The sequence below is a fragment of the Streptomyces sp. ISL-1 genome (genome assembly GCF_018614585.1).
Classification (GTDB): Bacteria; Actinomycetota; Actinomycetes; order Streptomycetales; family Streptomycetaceae; genus Streptomyces; species Streptomyces maoxianensis.
On the sequence record NZ_JAGGOI010000003.1, the window covers coordinates 58482 to 73694 of the forward strand.

13 protein-coding genes are annotated in these 15213 nt (G+C 70.1%); 10 read left to right on the forward strand and 3 right to left on the reverse strand.

Going from position 1 to position 15213, the window contains the following annotated elements; all coding sequences use genetic code 11:
* Window positions 1-10 precede the first annotated feature (10 nt).
* The 3 genes from J7E87_RS01370 (at window position 11) to J7E87_RS01380 (ending at window position 4287) form a co-directional block, all read left to right on the forward strand.
* Window positions 11-484, forward strand: a complete 474-nt coding sequence (locus J7E87_RS01370; RefSeq protein ID WP_215089063.1) for a MarR family winged helix-turn-helix transcriptional regulator — start codon at window positions 11-13, stop codon at window positions 482-484.
* A 207-nt stretch (window positions 485-691) separates the two neighbouring features.
* The gene (locus J7E87_RS01375; protein ID WP_215089064.1) at window positions 692-2509 is read left to right on the forward strand and encodes an ABC transporter ATP-binding protein; all 1818 of its coding nucleotides are present in this window, start codon (window positions 692-694) and stop codon (window positions 2507-2509) included.
* Window positions 2506-4287 carry an ABC transporter ATP-binding protein gene (locus tag J7E87_RS01380; RefSeq protein ID WP_215089065.1) on the forward strand — a complete coding sequence of 594 codons (1782 nt, stop codon included), beginning with the start codon at window positions 2506-2508 and terminating at the stop codon, window positions 4285-4287. The genes J7E87_RS01375 and J7E87_RS01380 overlap by 4 nt, the downstream gene beginning before the upstream one ends.
* A 60-nt stretch (window positions 4288-4347) precedes the next feature.
* Here the strand turns inward: J7E87_RS01380 and J7E87_RS01385 are convergent, their stop codons facing one another.
* Window positions 4348-5139, reverse strand: a complete 792-nt coding sequence (locus tag J7E87_RS01385) for a metal-dependent hydrolase (RefSeq protein WP_215089066.1) — start codon at window positions 5137-5139, stop codon at window positions 4348-4350.
* A 112-nt stretch (window positions 5140-5251) separates the two neighbouring features.
* Here J7E87_RS01385 and J7E87_RS01390 point away from each other — a divergent pair, with 112 nt between their 5' ends.
* From J7E87_RS01390 to J7E87_RS01400, 3 genes are read left to right on the forward strand one after another with little or no spacing between them, the layout of a single operon-like run.
* Window positions 5252-7774, forward strand: a complete 2523-nt coding sequence (locus tag J7E87_RS01390) for an RNA helicase (protein ID WP_215089222.1) — start codon at window positions 5252-5254, stop codon at window positions 7772-7774.
* A gap of 25 nt (window positions 7775-7799) precedes the next feature.
* Window positions 7800-8675, forward strand: a complete 876-nt coding sequence (locus J7E87_RS01395) for an acyl-CoA thioesterase II (RefSeq protein ID WP_215089067.1) — start codon at window positions 7800-7802, stop codon at window positions 8673-8675.
* Window positions 8676-8706: 31 nt separating this feature from the next.
* On the forward strand, window positions 8707-9195 hold the full coding sequence (locus J7E87_RS01400; protein WP_215089068.1) for a glutathione peroxidase: 489 nt from the start codon (window positions 8707-8709) through the stop codon (window positions 9193-9195).
* Window positions 9196-9306: 111 nt separating this feature from the next.
* Here J7E87_RS01400 and J7E87_RS01405 read toward each other — a convergent pair whose 3' ends face one another.
* Complete coding sequence (locus tag J7E87_RS01405; protein WP_215089069.1) at window positions 9307-10533, reverse strand: acyl-CoA dehydrogenase family protein; 1227 nt, start codon at window positions 10531-10533, stop codon at window positions 9307-9309.
* 166 nt (window positions 10534-10699) lie between these two features.
* Here J7E87_RS01405 and J7E87_RS01410 point away from each other — a divergent pair, with 166 nt between their 5' ends.
* Window positions 10700-11347: a TetR family transcriptional regulator gene (locus tag J7E87_RS01410; protein WP_215089070.1), complete on the forward strand. Its 648-nt coding sequence runs from the start codon at window positions 10700-10702 to the stop codon at window positions 11345-11347.
* Between the two features lie 34 nt (window positions 11348-11381).
* Here the strand turns inward: J7E87_RS01410 and def are convergent, their stop codons facing one another.
* Complete coding sequence (def, locus tag J7E87_RS01415; protein WP_215089071.1) at window positions 11382-11936, reverse strand: peptide deformylase; 555 nt, start codon at window positions 11934-11936, stop codon at window positions 11382-11384.
* Between the two features lie 115 nt (window positions 11937-12051).
* On the opposite strand from def, the gene J7E87_RS01420 reads away from it, so the two are divergent.
* The 3 genes from J7E87_RS01420 to J7E87_RS01430 all read left to right on the forward strand — a co-directional run bounded on the left by J7E87_RS01420 (window position 12052) and on the right by J7E87_RS01430 (window position 15194).
* Window positions 12052-13290 carry a MurT ligase domain-containing protein gene (locus J7E87_RS01420; protein ID WP_215089072.1) on the forward strand — a complete coding sequence of 413 codons (1239 nt, stop codon included), beginning with the start codon at window positions 12052-12054 and terminating at the stop codon, window positions 13288-13290.
* Between the two features lie 25 nt (window positions 13291-13315).
* A complete protein-coding gene (locus tag J7E87_RS01425) occupies window positions 13316-14044 on the forward strand; it encodes a type 1 glutamine amidotransferase (protein WP_215089073.1) in 729 nt (242 codons plus the stop codon).
* A 124-nt stretch (window positions 14045-14168) separates the two neighbouring features.
* Window positions 14169-15194, forward strand: coding sequence for a 6-phosphofructokinase (locus J7E87_RS01430; protein WP_215089074.1), 1026 nt, complete (start codon window positions 14169-14171; stop codon window positions 15192-15194).
* The last annotated feature ends 19 nt before the right edge of the window (window positions 15195-15213 follow it).

The following is a 15213-nucleotide window of genomic DNA, read 5'->3' on the forward strand; positions in this document are numbered from 1 at the left end:
TTGTTCCCACATGCTGTCCTCATCTTCAGGGCTATTTTCAGGGCTCCCCGACCCCGACGGCCTGCTGGCCGAGCAGTTGCTGCGGCTGAGCCGACGGCTCCACCGCAGCCAGAAGCGGCAGCTGGAGTCGGCCGACATCGCGATCACCCCCGCCCAGTCCCGGCTGCTGCGCACCCTCGCGCATTACGACGAGCCGCCACGGATGGCCGATCTCGCCGCCCGCCTGGAGGTGGTCCCCCGAGCCGTGACCAGCCTGGTGGACGGCTTGGAGGCGAGTGGCCGCGTCCGCCGCGCCCCCGACCCGACCAACCGCAGGGTGATCCGGATCGAGCTCACCGACACCGGCCGCGCCACGCTCAGGGCGTTGCGTGACGCGCGCCGCGCGGCCGCCGAGGACATCCTGGCTCCTTTGACCGCCGACCAGCGCGAAGTGCTCGGCGGGCTGCTTTCCACCCTGGTCGACGGGCCGGGGCCGGACTGCTGACAAGCCGGCGCGGCTCACCTTCAGGCAGCCTCGGCGTGGACTCGGTCAAGCCCCTGTCTGATGGGGCAAGCGGTGCCCTCGTGACAGCGGTCGTAGCAGCGATCTTGGCGTGTTGTGTGTCCCGCGGCACAAAAATCGATTGCGGGACGGGGCTCCGAAAGGCGAACCTTGCACGGTTTCCGCCCAACTTCCGAGCACTGGGACGTCATGCAGATTCGCGATCTTCCGTATCCCGACCCCGGTGTGGCCGATGCCAGGTCAGGGCCGCGATTCCTGTTGTGGCTCGGGCGGAATCAGCTGGGCGGCCAGCTCAAGTCGCTGGCCTGGGGGCTGCTGCACTTCTGCGGTGTCGCCGGGCTGCCGCTGGGCGTCGGCCAGGCCGTGCAGGCGGTCGTGGACCGCTCCGGCGTCCGACTCGCGCTCGCCGGCGCGCTCATCGTGCTGTGCGGCGTGGCGTTCACCCTGGGCGACACGATGCTGCACCGCACCGCCGTCACGAACTGGATCACCGCCGCGGCACGCGTCCAGCAACTCCTCGCACGCAAGACGGCGGAACTGGGCTCGGCGCTGACCCGCAGGGTCGCCGCCGGCGAGGTGGTAGCGGTCTCCACCGGCGACGTCGAGAAGATCGGCTGGTTCGTGGAGGGCGTCTCGCGCTTCGCCGCGGCCGCCGTCACTGTGGTCCTGGTCTGCGTCGGACTGGTCCTGTACGAACCGGCACTGGGCATCGTGGTCGCCGTCGGCGTACCGGTGCTTGCCCTGGCCGTGCTGCCACTGCTCCCGCGGGCCACCCGGCGCGCCGACATCCAGCGCGAGAAGGCGGGCAAGGCCACCGAACTCGCCTCGGACACCGTGGCGGGCCTTCGGGTGCTGCGCGGCATCGGCGGCGAGGAGCTGTTTCTCGGCCGCTACCGCCGGGCCTCCCAGGAGGTGCGCACGGCCGCCGTCAGCAGCGCCCGCATGTGGTCGCTCATCTCGGCGATCCAGGTGCTGCTGCCGGGTCTGCTGCTGATCACGGTGGTCTGGTACGGCGCGGGGCTCGCCCGCGACGGCCGGGTCGAGGTCGGCGAGCTGGTCACCGCCTTCAGCACGGTCACGCTCCTGATGTATCCATTGCGGCACTTCGAGGAGATCGCCATGGCGTACTCCTTCTCGCGCCCCTCCGCGACGCGGGCGGCCCGGGTGCTCTCGCTGGAGCGGACCGCGTACGAGGGCGATCGCGGCAGCCTTGACCATGCCGCCCTTCCGGCCGGGGACCTCTACGACCCCGCCACCGGTCTGCTGGCCCCGGCGGGCAGGTTCACCGCCGTCGTGTGCGGCGACCCGGACGCGGCCGGGTTGCTCGCCGAGCGGCTCGGCGGTCATGCCGCCGAGGAGGAGAAGAGCCCCTCCGTCCTGCTGGACGGGGTGGCGCTGGACGACCTGCCGCTCGATGGGGCGCGGACCTGTGTCCTCGTACAGGACAAGGACCCGGTGCTGCTCTCCGGGACGCTGTGGGAGCTGCTGGACGTGCCGGCCTCGGGTGAGGTGAGTGCCGAGGAGGCGCTGAGGGCCGCGCAGTGCGGTGACGTACTGGCGGCTCTCGCACAGGCCTCGGCGGAGGACTCGGGGGACCCGATGCGGACGCGGATCACCGAGCGCGGCCGCTCGCTGTCCGGCGGGCAGCGCCAACGGCTGGCCCTGGCACGTTCGTTGGTGACCGATCCCGAGGTGCTGGTGCTGGACGAGCCCACGTCGGCCGTGGACTCGCACACGGAGGCGCGGATCGCGCAGGGAGTCAGTGAGCTGCGGGCCGGCCGCACCACGGTCGTGTTCGCCTCCTCACCGCTGCTGCTCGACCACGCGGACCGGGTGGTGTTCGTGCACGAAGGCGAGGTGGCGGCGGTCGGCGTGCACCGCGAACTGCTGCACAGCAACGCCGAATACCGCGCGGTCGTCACCCGCGAGACTGAGGAAGAGCAGCTCGTCGGCATCGATGCCGACGACGAGCTGAGAGCGCTGGAAGAGATCGAGGAGTCGGCATGATCGGCATGGCGCCACCGGCGTACGACCCGGCGGCCCCGGAGACGGCGGCAACCCTGCCCGTCGGATCCCCGGCGACCGTGCGGGCCTATGTCAGCGAACTGCTGCGACGGCACCGCCGGGCCTTCGTGCTGCTCGTCCTGGCCAACGCGGTCGCGGTGATCGCCTCGATGGTCGGCCCGTATCTGCTCGGCTCACTTGTAGAGGACCTGGCGGACGGGGCCCGCGAGCTCCATCTGGAGCGCACCGCCGCCCTGTTCGCCCTTGCGCTGGTCGTGCAGACCGTGTTCGTACGGCTGATGCGGCTGCGTGGCGCGATGCTCGGCGAGGAGATGCTGGCCGACCTGCGCGAGGACTTCCTTGTGCGGTCGGTCGGGCTGCCACCCGGTGTGCTTGAGCGGGCCGGCACGGGTGATCTGCTCTCCCGCATCACCACCGACATCGACCGGCTGGCCAACGCGATGCGCGAGGCCGTGCCGCAGCTGGCGATCGGCGTGGTGTGGGCTGCGCTGCTGATCGGCGCGCTCACGGTGACCGCGCCACCGCTGGCCCTCGCGGTGCTCGTCGCCGTCCCGGTGCTGGTGATCGGCTGCCGCTGGTACTTCAGGCGGGCGTCCTCCGCGTACCGCTCCGAGGCCGCCGGATACGCGGCGGTCGCCGCCATGCTGGCCGAGACCGTGGACGCCGGGCGGACGGTGGAGGCGCACCGCCTCGGCGGACGCCGGGTGGCGCTGTCCGAGCAGCGGATCAAGGAGTGGACCGCGTGGGAGCGTTACACGCTCTATCTGCGGTCGGTGCTCTTCCCCGTGATCAACGTGACGCATCTGACGATCCTCTGCTCGGTGCTGCTGATCGGCGGCGTCTTCGTGCTGCGGGGCTGGATCAGCGTCGGGCAGCTGACGACGGGCGCCCTGCTCGCGCAGATGCTGGTCGACCCGGTCAACCTGATCCTGCGCTGGTACGACGAACTCCAGGTCGCCCAGGTGTCGATCGCCCGGCTGGTCGGCGTACGCGACATCGAGCCGGATGCCGGCGACGCGGGTGTCGTGCCGGACGGCCGCCAAGTACGCGCCGACACGGTGCACTTCGGCTACCGCGAGGGCGTCGACGTGCTGCACCGGGTGACGCTGAACGTCGAACCGGGCACCCGGCTGGCCCTGGTCGGTCCTTCGGGCGCCGGGAAGTCCACGCTCGGGCGGCTGCTCGCGGGCATCTACGCACCGCGCGCGGGACAGATCACGCTCGGGGGCGCGGAGCTGGCCAAGATGCCCGCCGAGCGGGTCCGTGAGCATGTGGCGCTGGTCAACCAGGAACACCATGTGTTCGTGGGCTCACTGCGCGACAACCTGCTGCTGGCCCGTACCGGCGCATCGGACGCGGAGTTGTGGGCCGCGCTCGCAGCGGTCGACGCGGACAGCTGGTCGCGGGCGCTGGACGACGGCCTGGACACCGAGGTCGGCTCGGGCGGCCTCGCCCTCACACCGGCCCAGGCCCAGCAGATCGCGCTGGCCCGGCTGGTCCTCGCGGACCCGCACACGCTGGTCCTGGACGAGGCGACGTCACTGCTCGACCCGCGCGCGGCCCGCCATCTGGAGCGCTCGCTCTCCAGGGTCCTGGCCGGCCGCACGGTGGTGGCCATCGCCCACCGCCTGCACACGGCGCACGACGCGGATGTGATCGCGGTGGTGGAGGAGGGCCGGATCAGCGAACTGGGCAGCCACGACGAACTGGTGGCGGCCGGGGGCGCGTACGCGGCGCTGTGGCGATCCTGGCACGGGTGACAGGGCCCACGCAGTGGGGGCTCCCGCCCGGACCCGGGGCGGAGCCCCCGCCCCGGGTCCCTAAATAAAGTTCAGGGCCCCGGCCGCGCCCACTCCGCCCAGCAGCATGAACACCGGCATCAGCACCTTCATCTCCACCCAGCTGCCCGCCCTGAACCGCAGCGGCTTGGGCGGCCCCAACGCGTACCAGCGCTTGCGGCCCACCGGGATCGGCCACAGTATCGGGCATCCCGAGATCGTCAGCGCGTCACCGATGTCGTGCACCAGAGCGCCGAGCACGATCGGCAGGCCCAGCCACAGATACTCCTGACCGGGGGCGGTGAACAGCCAGTCCGCGCCGTTGCCCGGCTTGTCGAGGATGTCGGCCAGGATCCAGGCGCTCGTCGCGCCGAGCAGCCACACCAGTACGTCGCTGGAGACCCGCGCCGCCCGCCACAGCAGGCCCTCGACCGCGAGCACCAGGTGGATGAAGAGGATCACGAGGACCGCCCAGCGGCCGCCCGTGATCGCCAGCGCGGAGGTGCCCGCGCCGATCACGACCGCCCACAGCCAGGTGTGGGTGAGCGTGCGGTGGCCGCCCGTCCTGCGCTTGTCGCCCTGTTTCTTCGTCGCTTTGTAGACCGCGTACGACAGCTTGTCGACGACCTCGCACATTCCGCGCGAGATGGGCCCGAAGGCCCGCGAGATCGTCGCCGCCTTGTGGTCGAGGTCCGGCGCCAGCGCCGCGCCGGCGCAGAGCAGCGCTCCGACGACGAGGACCGGCCACGGCATCGGGTGGCCGGCGGCAGCGGTCGCCGCGCCCACCCCCAGCCAGGCAGCCGCCCCGGACAGAGAGTGCGCCGGTCCCATCATGTGCGTTCCCGCCCCATTGTTCTTGTGGTGAAGCCCAGTTGACAGCGCAGCGTATCGCCCGTGATCTTGTCGTCTCCGTCCGGTTCCCTTATCGGGGGTGAAGGCAGGCAAGATGGGGGGCGTGACCCTTATCGATCAGCTGCCGCCGGATGCCGACCCCGATGCCCTCTTCGAAGCCTTCTCGTCGTGGGCCGAAGGCCAGGGCATCACGCTCTACCCGGCTCAGGAGGAGGCGCTGATCGAGGTGGTTTCCGGGGCAAATGTGATCCTTTCCACCCCCACCGGCTCCGGCAAGAGCCTCGTCGCTGCGGGTGCCCACTTCACGGCTCTGGCTCAGGACAAGGTCACGTTCTACTCCGCGCCGATCAAGGCGCTGGTCTCCGAGAAGTTCTTCGACCTCTGCAAGCTCTTCGGCACCGAGAACGTCGGCATGCTGACGGGCGACGCGTCCGTCAACGCCGACGCCCCGGTGATCTGCTGCACAGCAGAGGTGCTGGCCTCCATCGCCCTGCGCGACGGCAAGCACGCCGACATCGGCCAGGTCGTGATGGACGAGTTCCACTTCTACGCCGAGCCGGACCGCGGCTGGGCCTGGCAGATCCCGATCCTCGAGCTGCCGCAGGCGCAGTTCATCCTCATGTCGGCGACCCTCGGCGACGTCTCCCGCTTCGAGGCGGATCTGACCCGCCGCACCGGCCGTCCCACCTCCGTCGTGCGCTCCGCGTCCCGCCCGGTCCCGCTCTCGTACGAGTACCGGCGCACCCCGATCACGGAGACGCTGACCGAGCTGCTCGAGACCAAGCAGGCGCCGGTCTACATCGTGCACTTCACGCAGGCGGCGGCCGTGGAGCGGGCCCAGTCGCTGATGAGCATCAACATGTGCACGCGTGAGGAGAAGGACCAGATCGCCGAGCTGATCGGAAGCTTCCGCTTCACCACCAAGTTCGGCCAGAATCTCTCCCGTTTCGTACGGCACGGGATCGGCGTCCACCACGCCGGCATGCTCCCCAAGTACCGGCGGCTGGTCGAAAAGCTGGCCCAGGCAGGCCTGTTGAAGGTCATCTGCGGTACGGACACCCTCGGCGTCGGCGTCAACGTCCCCATCCGCACGGTGCTGTTCACCGCCCTCACCAAGTACGACGGCACTCGTGTACGCACCCTGCGCGCCCGTGAGTTCCACCAGATCGCCGGCCGCGCGGGCCGGGCCGGCTTCGACACTGCCGGTCTGGTCGCCGCCCAGGCGCCCGAGCATGTCATCGAGAACGACAAGGCTCTCAGCAAGGCGGGCGACGACCCGAAGAAGCGCCGCAAGGTCGTCCGCAAGAAGGCGCCCGAGGGCTTCGTCGCCTGGTCGGACACCACCTTCGACAAGCTCATCGACTCCGATCCCGAGCCGCTGACCTCCCGCTTCCGGGTCACACACACCATGCTGCTGTCGGTCATCGCCCGCCCGGGCAACGCCTTCAACGCGATGCGCCGGCTCCTGGAGGACAACCACGAGCCGCGCAGGAACCAGCTCCGCCACATCCGCCGGGCGATCGCCATCTACCGCTCGCTTCTCGACGGCGGCGTTGTCGAGCGGCTGGACGAGCCGGACGCGGAAGGCCGGATCGTCCGGCTGACGGTGGATCTCCAGCAGGACTTCGCGCTCAACCAGCCGCTGTCCACCTTCGCGTTGGCTTCCTTCGAGCTGCTCGACCCCGAATCGCCTTCGTACGCCCTGGACATGGTGTCGGTCGTCGAGTCGACACTGGACGATCCGCGCCAGATCCTCGCCGCGCAGCAGAACAAGGCGCGCGGCGAGGCCATCGGCGCGATGAAGGCCGACGGTGTCGAGTACGAGGAGCGGATGGAGCGGCTCCAGGAGGTCTCGTACCCCAAGCCGCTGGAAGAGCTGCTGTGGCACGCGTACAACGTCTACCGCAAGAGCCACCCGTGGGTCGGCGACCACCCGGTCTCGCCGAAGTCGGTCATCCGCGACATGTACGAACGTGCCCTGTCCTTCACGGAGTTCACCTCCCACTACGAGCTCGCCCGCACCGAGGGCATCGTGCTGCGCTATCTCGCGAACGCGTACAAGACGCTGGAGCACACCATCCCGGACGATCTGAAGTCCGAGGATCTCGAGGATCTGATCGCCTGGCTCGGCGAGATGGTGCGGCAGGTCGACTCCAGCCTGCTGGACGAGTGGGAGCAGCTCGCCAACCCGGAGGTCGAGACTGCCGAGCAGGCCCAGGAGAAGGCCGACCAGGTCAAACCGGTCACGGCCAATGCCCGCGCCTTCCGGGTGCTCGTCCGCAACGCCATGTTCCGCCGGGTCGAGCTGGCCGCGCTGGACCAGGTCGGCAAGCTCGGCGAGCTGGACGCCGAGTCCGGCTGGGACGCGGATGCCTGGGGCGAGGCGATGGACAAGTACTGGGACGAGTACGAGGACCTGGGCACCGGGCCCGACGCGCGCGGCCCGAAGCTGCTGCTCATCGAGGAGGACGCGCAGCACGGACTGTGGCGAGTCCGGCAGATCTTCGCCGATCCGAACGGCGACCATGACTGGGGTATCAGCGCGGAGGTCGATCTTGCGGCCTCCGACGAGGAAGGCCGTGCCGTCGTGCGCGTCACCGCCGTCGGCCAGCTCTGACACCGGGAACACAGGAGAACACTCGATGACGAACCCGGCCGAGCGCCTGGTCGATCTGCTCGACCTGGAGCAGATCGAGGTCAATATCTTCCGCGGGCGCAGCCCGGAGGAGTCCCTGCAACGGGTCTTCGGCGGTCAGGTGGCGGGACAGGCGCTGGTCGCGGCCGGCCGCACCACCGACGGCGAACGGCCGGTTCACTCGCTGCACGCGTACTTCCTGCGCCCGGGCATCCCCGGGGTGCCGATCGTCTACCAGGCCGAGCGCGTGCGGGACGGCCGGTCGTTCACCACCCGCCGGGTCACGGCGGTGCAGCAGGGCAAGACCATCTTCAATCTGACCGCCTCCTTCCACCGGCCGGAGGAGGGCAGCATCGAGCACCAGCTGCCGCCGCGTCTGGACTTCCCGGACCCCGAGACCCTTCCCACGGTCACCACGGAGATCCGTGAGCATCTGGGCGAGCTGCCCGAGTCGCTGGAGCGGATGGCCCGCCGCCAGCCCTTCGACATCCGCTATGCCGAGCGGCTGCGCTGGACCCCGGAGGAGATCAAGGAGGCGGACCCGCGCAGCGCGGTGTGGATGCGCGCGGTCGGGCCCCTCGGCGACGACCCGCTGGTGCACACCTGCGCGCTGACCTACGCGAGCGACATGACGCTCCTCGACGCCGTCCGCATCCCGGTGGAGCCGCTGTGGGGCAAGCGCGGGTTCGACATGGCATCTCTGGACCACGCGATGTGGTTCCACCGGCCCTTCCGCGCGGACGAGTGGTTTCTGTACGACCAGGAGTCGCCGATCGCCACGGGCGGGCGGGGGCTGGCGCGCGGCCGTATCTACGACCGAGGGGGCAATCTCCTCGTATCGGTCGTGCAGGAAGGTCTCTTCCGTCCTTGGAGTTCACAATGAACGTCGATTGCCTGCCCCTGAGGAGATTTCCATGACCCTGTACGACATTCCGCTGCGCACGCTCACCGGTGAGCCCACCTCGCTCGCCGACTACCAGGGCAAGGCCGTCCTGCTGGTGAACGTCGCCTCCAAGTGCGGGCTGACCCCGCAGTACGCCGGTCTGGAGCGACTGCAGAAGGAGTACGGCGACCAGGGGTTCAGCGTTCTGGGCGTGCCGTGCAACCAGTTCGCGGGCCAGGAGCCGGGCAGCGCGCAGGAGATCCAGTCCTTCTGCTCGGCGACCTACGGTGTGACCTTCCCGATGCTGGAGAAGACGGATGTGAACGGGGCCGACCGGCACCCGCTGTACGAGGAGCTGACGAAGGTCGCGGACGCCGACGGCGAGGCGGGCGACATCCAGTGGAACTTCGAGAAGTTCCTCATCGGCAAGGACGGCCAGGTCGTGGCCCGGATCCGGCCGACCACGGAGCCCGAGGCCGCGGAGGTCGTCGCCGCGATCGAGGCGCTCCTCGCCGCCTGACCTCGTTTCAGCCCGTCCGGCGATTGAGTACAGCGCCCCCTACGCCCGCAGGCGTAGGGGGCGTACCTGGTCCGGGCGGAGCCCCGGCTGCACGAAGAGCACGCCACCGCGCTAGCGGATCGGCATGCCCGACAGAGTCCTGGCGATCACCAGGCGCTGGATCTCGCTGGTGCCCTCGAAGATCGTGTAGATCGCGGCGTCGCGGTGCATGCGCTCGACCGGGTACTCGCGAGTGAAGCCGTTGCCGCCCAGAATCTGGATGGCCTGCGCCGTGACCTTCTTCGCCGTCTCGGAGGCGTACAGCTTGGACATGGAGCCCTCGGCGGAGGTGAAGGGCTTGCCCGTCGCCGCCATCCAGGAGGCGCGCCACACCAGCAGCCGCGCGGCGTCGATCTGAGTGCGCATGTCGGCCAGTTGGAAGGCTATGCCCTGGTTGTCGATGATCGGGCGGCCGAACTGGCTGCGGGTCGTGGCGTAGTCGAGGGCGACCTCGTACGCGGCGCGGGCGGTGCCCACTGCCATCGCGCCGACGGCCGGGCGGGACGCCTCGAAGGTGGCCATGGCCGCGTTCTTCACTCGCTCGCCGCCCGCCTTGGCCCGCTCGTGCGCCCGGGCGAGGCGCTCGTCGAGCTTCTCCTTGCCGCCGAGCAGGCAGTGCCCGGGGACGCGGGCGTCCTCAAGGACCACCTCGGCGGTGTGGGACGCGCGGATGCCGTGCTTCTTGAACTTCTGGCCCTGCGAGAGGCCAGGGGTCTGCGGAGGGACGATGAAGGAGGCGTGGCCCTTGGAGCCGAGTTCCTGGTCGACGACGGCGACCACGACATGGACGCCCGCGATGCCGCCGTTGGTCGCCCAGGTCTTGGTGCCGTTCAGCACCCATTCGTCCTTGGCCTCGTCATAGACCGCGCGGGTGCGCATCGCCCCGACGTCGGAGCCCGCGTCCGGCTCGGAGGAGCAGAAGGCCGCGACCTTGACGTCGTCCACGTCGCCGTACATCTGAGGGATCCAGGTGCCGATCTGCTCCTCGGTGCCGTTCGCGAGGACGCCGACGGCCGCGAGCCCGGTGCCGACGATGGACAGGGCGATGCCGGCGTCGCCCCAGAAGAGCTCCTCCAGCGCCATCGGGATGCCGAGTCCGGTCGGGTCGAAGAACTGCTGGGCGTAGAAGTCGAGGGAGTAGATTCCCACCTTGGCCGCTTCCTGGATCACCGGCCAGGGAGTTTCCTCACGCTCGTCCCACTCGGCGGCGGCCGGGCGGATCACGTCCTTGGCGAAGCCGTTCAGCCAATCGCGGACCTGCTTCTGGTCGTCGTTGAGTTCGAGCGTGAACTCGGCCATGTCGCCTCCAGCACTACGGTGATTCTTGGGTGTTACTTGCGGTAACCGAAGTGTGTTACTGGCAAGTAGCGCATGTCAACCGGCCCTGGCCGGTTGACCTGGACAGGCGGTCAGGGTGTTACGTTGCGCAGGCGTTACGCAATCGCTCGGGTGGGGAGACACCAGTATGGAGACCACACAGCAGGCGGCGGGCCAGCAGAGGCCGGCCGACCAGCGGCGCCGGGAGCTGCTCGAGGCGGCGGACCGAGTGGTGCTCCGGGACGGCCCGCAGGCCTCCATGAACGCCATCGCCGCCGAGGCGGGCATCACCAAGCCCATCCTGTACCGGCACTTCGGCGACAAGGGCGGTCTTTACCGGGCTCTCGCCAAGCGCCACACCGACGCGCTGCTGGACGCGTTGCGTGCTGCCGTCGACGCGCCCGCGGAGCGCCGGGAGCGGGTCGAGGCCACGCTCGACACGTATCTCGCGGCGATCGAGGCCCGCCCGCAGGTCTACCGCTTCCTGATGCATCCCGCCGAGGACACCCAGCCGTCGGAGGCGGGCTTCGACGTCGGCCGCCACTCGGCGCCGCTGCTGCGCAGGCTCGGCGAGGAACTGGCGAAGGTGATCTACGACCGGGTCGACCTGGGCCCCGGCAGCGAGCAACTGGCGCGGGTGTGGGGCCACGGCATCGTCGGCATGATGCACGGGGCGGGCGACTGGTGGCTGAGCGAACGCCCTTGCTCCCGCGCCGAGTTGGTGCGCTGCCTGGCCGATCTGCTCTGGGGCCGCCTGGCGGCGGCGAGCGACCGCGCCGGCGGCCCTGGCTTCTAGGGCCTCGACGGGGCTCCGCCCCGGACCCCGGTCCTCAATCGCCGGACGGGCTGAATGTCAGCCCTGCCCTGCGCGCCGCGCGCAGTGTCTTCGCGCGGCGCCAGCCCCTGAGCCGGTCGGGATAGACCAGCCCGTCCAAGTGGTCGCACTCGTGCTGAAGGCACCGCGCGAAGAAGCCGGTGCCCTCCACCCGCACCGGCGCACCGTCCGACGTCACACCCTCCACCACCGCGTGGTCGCAGCGCTCCGTCCCGGCCTCCAGCCCCGGCAGCGAGAGGCAGCCCTCCGGGCCGCGCATCGTGACCCCGTCCGCCTCCACCAGGCGGGGGTTGACGATGTGTCCGAGATGGCGGACGTCCTCGTCGTCGGGGCAGTCGTAGACGAACACCCGCAGAGGTATCCCCACCTGGTTCGCCGCGAGGCCCACTCCCTGGGCCGCGTACATCGTCGCGAACATGTCCTCGATGAGCTTGTTCAGCCCGGCCGAGAAGTCGCTGACGGTCTCGCAGGGGGCGTGCAGCACCGGATCTCCGAGCAGGCTCATGGCCCTCACGAGTCCGGAACTGCCGGGGATCGGCCGGTTTCGCATGGCCGTAAGCGTACGGTCCCGCGTGACCTCCACGTTTTCCGGCGGTGCCGACGTACGGGCGTCCGACCGGACCTCGATAGGCTGGGCCGGACCAATGCAAGGAGGATCAAGGACGATGTCAGCCAACTCTGAGCCCCTGACGCCGCGCGCCAAGCTGGCCGTGACGGCAGGCAAGGCTGCGGCAGCGGTGTCGCGCGCCGCCGGACGTGGCAGCGGATCAGTGATCGGCGGCCGGGTCGCGCTCAAGCTCGACCCCGATCTGCTGGGGCGGCTGGCGCAGCACCTGGACGTCGTCCTTGTGTCGGCGACCAACGGAAAGACCACGACGACCCGGCTGATCGCCGAGGCTCTGCGGGCCAGCGGCCCTGTCGTCTCCAACGCGCTCGGCGCCAACATGCCCGCGGGCATCACATCGGCGCTGGCCGGCGGCTCCGACGCCAAGTTCGGTGTGATCGAGGTCGACGAGAAGTATCTGGCAGGCGTCGCCCGCGATGTGACTCCGAAGGCGATCGCGCTGCTCAACCTCTCGCGCGACCAGCTGGACCGCGCGGCCGAGACCAGGATGCTCGCCGAGCAGTGGCGTGAGGGGCTTTCCGGTACGAAGGCCATGGTCATCGCCAACGCCGACGACCCGCTGATCGTGTGGGCCGCGTCCTCGTCGCCCAATGTGGTGTGGGTGGCCGCCGGCCAGGAGTGGAAGGACGACGCCTGGTCCTGCCCGTCCTGCGGCGGAGTGATGCAGCGGCCCGGCGACGACTGGTTCTGCGCCGAGTGCGGCTTCCGCCGGCCCGCCCCGAGCTGGGTGCTCAGCGGCGATCACGTCCTGGATCCGCACGGCTCGGCCTGGCCGATCCACCTCCAGCTGCCGGGCCGCGCCAACAGGGCGAACGCCGCGACCTCCGCCGCGGTCGCCGCCTGCTTCGGCGTGCCGCCGCAGGTCGCCCTGGAGCGCATGTACTCCGTGCAGGCCGTCGCCGGCCGCTATGACGTCGTCTCCTACCTGAACCGCGATCTGCGCCTGCTGCTGGCGAAGAACCCGGCCGGCTGGCTCGAAACGTTTTCCCTGATCGACCCGCCGCCGACCCCGGTCATCCTGTCGGTCAACGCCCGTGGCGCCGACGGCACGGACACCTCCTGGCTCTGGGATGTCGACTACACCCGGCTCGCCGGCCACCCGATCCTCGTGATCGGCGACCGCCGGCTGGACCTGGCAGTGCGGCTCGAAGTCGCGGGCCTGGACTTCCGGGTGTGCGAGACCGTCGACGAGGCCGTGCAGCACGCCCCGCCCGGGCGGATCGAGCTGATCGCCAACTACACCGCCTTCCAGGACGTGCGCCGCCGCGTCGGCAACTGACCGCGGATCCGAAAAGGACATGAGCATGAGCGATAACAGCCTGCGTCTGGTCTGGGTCTACCCGGACTTGCTCAGCACCTACGGCGACCAGGGCAACGCCCTCGTCGTCGAGCGCCGGGCCCGGCAGCGCCGCCTGGACGTGATGCGTATCGACGTACGCAGCGACCAGCCGGTCCCCACCTCCGGCGACATCTATCTGATCGGCGGCGGCGAGGACCGGCCGCAGCGGCTGGCGGCCGAGCGGCTGCGCCGCGACGGCGGGCTCAGCCGGGCCGCGTCCAACGGCGCGATCATCTTCTCGGTCTGTGCCGGGTACCAGATCCTCGGCCATGAGTTCGTCAACGACCTCGGCGAGCGTGAGCCGGGTCTCGGTCTGATCGACGTGGTCTCCACGCGCGGCGAGGGCGAGCGGTGCGTCGGCGACGTACTGGCCGACATCGACCCGCAGTTGGGGCTGCCGCAGCTGACCGGCTTCGAGAACCACCAGGGCATCACGCATCTCGGCCCGTCGGCCCGCCCGCTCGCCCGCACGATCCTCGGCCGCGGCAACGGCACGGGCGACGGAACCGAGGGCGCGTACAACGAGACGGTGTTCGGCACCTACATGCACGGTCCCGTGATGGCCCGCAACCCGCAGATCGCGGACCTGCTGCTGAAGCTGGCGCTCGATGTGAACGCGCTGCCGCCTACGGACGACCGGTGGTACGAGTCGCTGCGCGCCGAGCGCATCGCAGCCGCGGCGCAGCCCGCCTGACAGCCGGGCGTCCACGCCTCGGACGCCCGGTTCGGCCCCGTCACCCCGCGCCGGTAGGGTGGCGGGGATCGAACCGGACGACGTGGTCCGGGAGTCGGCCCACGTTGTAAAGGTTCTTCGCGCTATGCGCATTGGTGTGCTCACCTCCGGCGGCGACTGCCCCGGTCTGAACGCCGTCATCCGTTCCGTCGTGCACCGCGCCGTCGTCGACCACGGCGACGAGGTCATCGGCTTCCACGACGGCTGGAAGGGCCTTCTGGAGTGCGACTACCGCAAGCTCGATCTTGACGCGGTAGGCGGCATCCTGGCCCGCGGCGGCACGATTCTCGGCTCCTCGCGGGTCCAGCCGGCTCATCTGCGCGACGGTGTGGAGCGGGCCAAGGGACATGTCGCCGAGCTGGGTCTCGACGCGATCATCCCGATCGGCGGCGAAGGCACCCTCAAGGCCGCCAACCTCCTCTCCGAGAGCGGCCTGCCGATCGTCGGCGTACCCAAGACCATCGACAACGACATCTCGTCGACCGACGTCACCTTCGGTTTCGACACCGCGGTCGGGGTCGCCACCGAGGCGCTCGACCGGCTGAAGACCACCGCCGAATCGCACCAGCGTGTGCTGATCGTCGAGGTCATGGGACGGCACACCGGCTGGATCGCGCTGCACTCCGGCATGGCGGCGGGAGCGCACGCCATCGTCGTCCCGGAGCGGCCGTTCGACATCGGCGAGCTGGCGGAGCGGGTCGGTGATCGCTTCTCGGCGGGCAAGAAGTTCGCGATCGTCGTGGTCGCGGAGGGTGCCAAGCCCCGTGAGGGCTCGATGCAGTGGGACGAGGGCCGCAAGGACGTCTACGGGCACGAGCGCTTCGCGGGCGTCGCCCGGCAGCTCTCGATCGAGCTGGAGGAGCGGCTCGGCAAGGAAGCCCGGCCGGTGATCCTGGGCCACGTCCAGCGCGGCGGTACGCCGACCGCGTACGACCGGGTCCTCGCCACCCGCTTCGGCTGGCATGCCGTGGAGGCCGCGCACCGCGGTGAGTTCGGCATGATGACGGCGCTGCGCGGCACCGACATCACCATGGTGCCGCTGGCCCAGGCCGTGGAGACGCTGAAGACCGTCCCGGCCGATCGCTACGCCGAGGCCGAGTGCGTGCTCTGAAAATCGCCATTACTGAGAT

Bases quoted from the DNA above. Each gene is read 5' to 3' on its own strand.
- J7E87_RS01400 (WP_215089068.1), top strand. From the start codon at position 8,707: ATGACCCTGTACGACATTCCGCTGCGCACGCTCACCGGTGAGCCCACC.
- J7E87_RS01425 (WP_215089073.1), top strand. From the start codon at position 13,316: ATGAGCGATAACAGCCTGCGTCTGGTCTGGGTCTACCCGGACTTGCTC.
- J7E87_RS01410 (WP_215089070.1), top strand. From the start codon at position 10,700: ATGGAGACCACACAGCAGGCGGCGGGCCAGCAGAGGCCGGCCGACCAG.
- J7E87_RS01390 (WP_215089222.1), top strand. From the start codon at position 5,252: ATGGGGGGCGTGACCCTTATCGATCAGCTGCCGCCGGATGCCGACCCC.
- J7E87_RS01430 (WP_215089074.1), top strand. From the start codon at position 14,169: ATGCGCATTGGTGTGCTCACCTCCGGCGGCGACTGCCCCGGTCTGAAC.
- J7E87_RS01420 (WP_215089072.1), top strand. From the start codon at position 12,052: ATGTCAGCCAACTCTGAGCCCCTGACGCCGCGCGCCAAGCTGGCCGTG.
- J7E87_RS01395 (WP_215089067.1), top strand. From the start codon at position 7,800: ATGACGAACCCGGCCGAGCGCCTGGTCGATCTGCTCGACCTGGAGCAG.
- J7E87_RS01375 (WP_215089064.1), top strand. From the start codon at position 692: ATGCAGATTCGCGATCTTCCGTATCCCGACCCCGGTGTGGCCGATGCC.
- J7E87_RS01380 (WP_215089065.1), top strand. From the start codon at position 2,506: ATGATCGGCATGGCGCCACCGGCGTACGACCCGGCGGCCCCGGAGACG.
- def (WP_215089071.1), bottom strand. From the start codon at position 11,936: ATGCGAAACCGGCCGATCCCCGGCAGTTCCGGACTCGTGAGGGCCATG.
- J7E87_RS01385 (WP_215089066.1), bottom strand. From the start codon at position 5,139: ATGATGGGACCGGCGCACTCTCTGTCCGGGGCGGCTGCCTGGCTGGGG.
- J7E87_RS01405 (WP_215089069.1), bottom strand. From the start codon at position 10,533: ATGGCCGAGTTCACGCTCGAACTCAACGACGACCAGAAGCAGGTCCGC.
- J7E87_RS01370 (WP_215089063.1), top strand. From the start codon at position 11: ATGCTGTCCTCATCTTCAGGGCTATTTTCAGGGCTCCCCGACCCCGAC.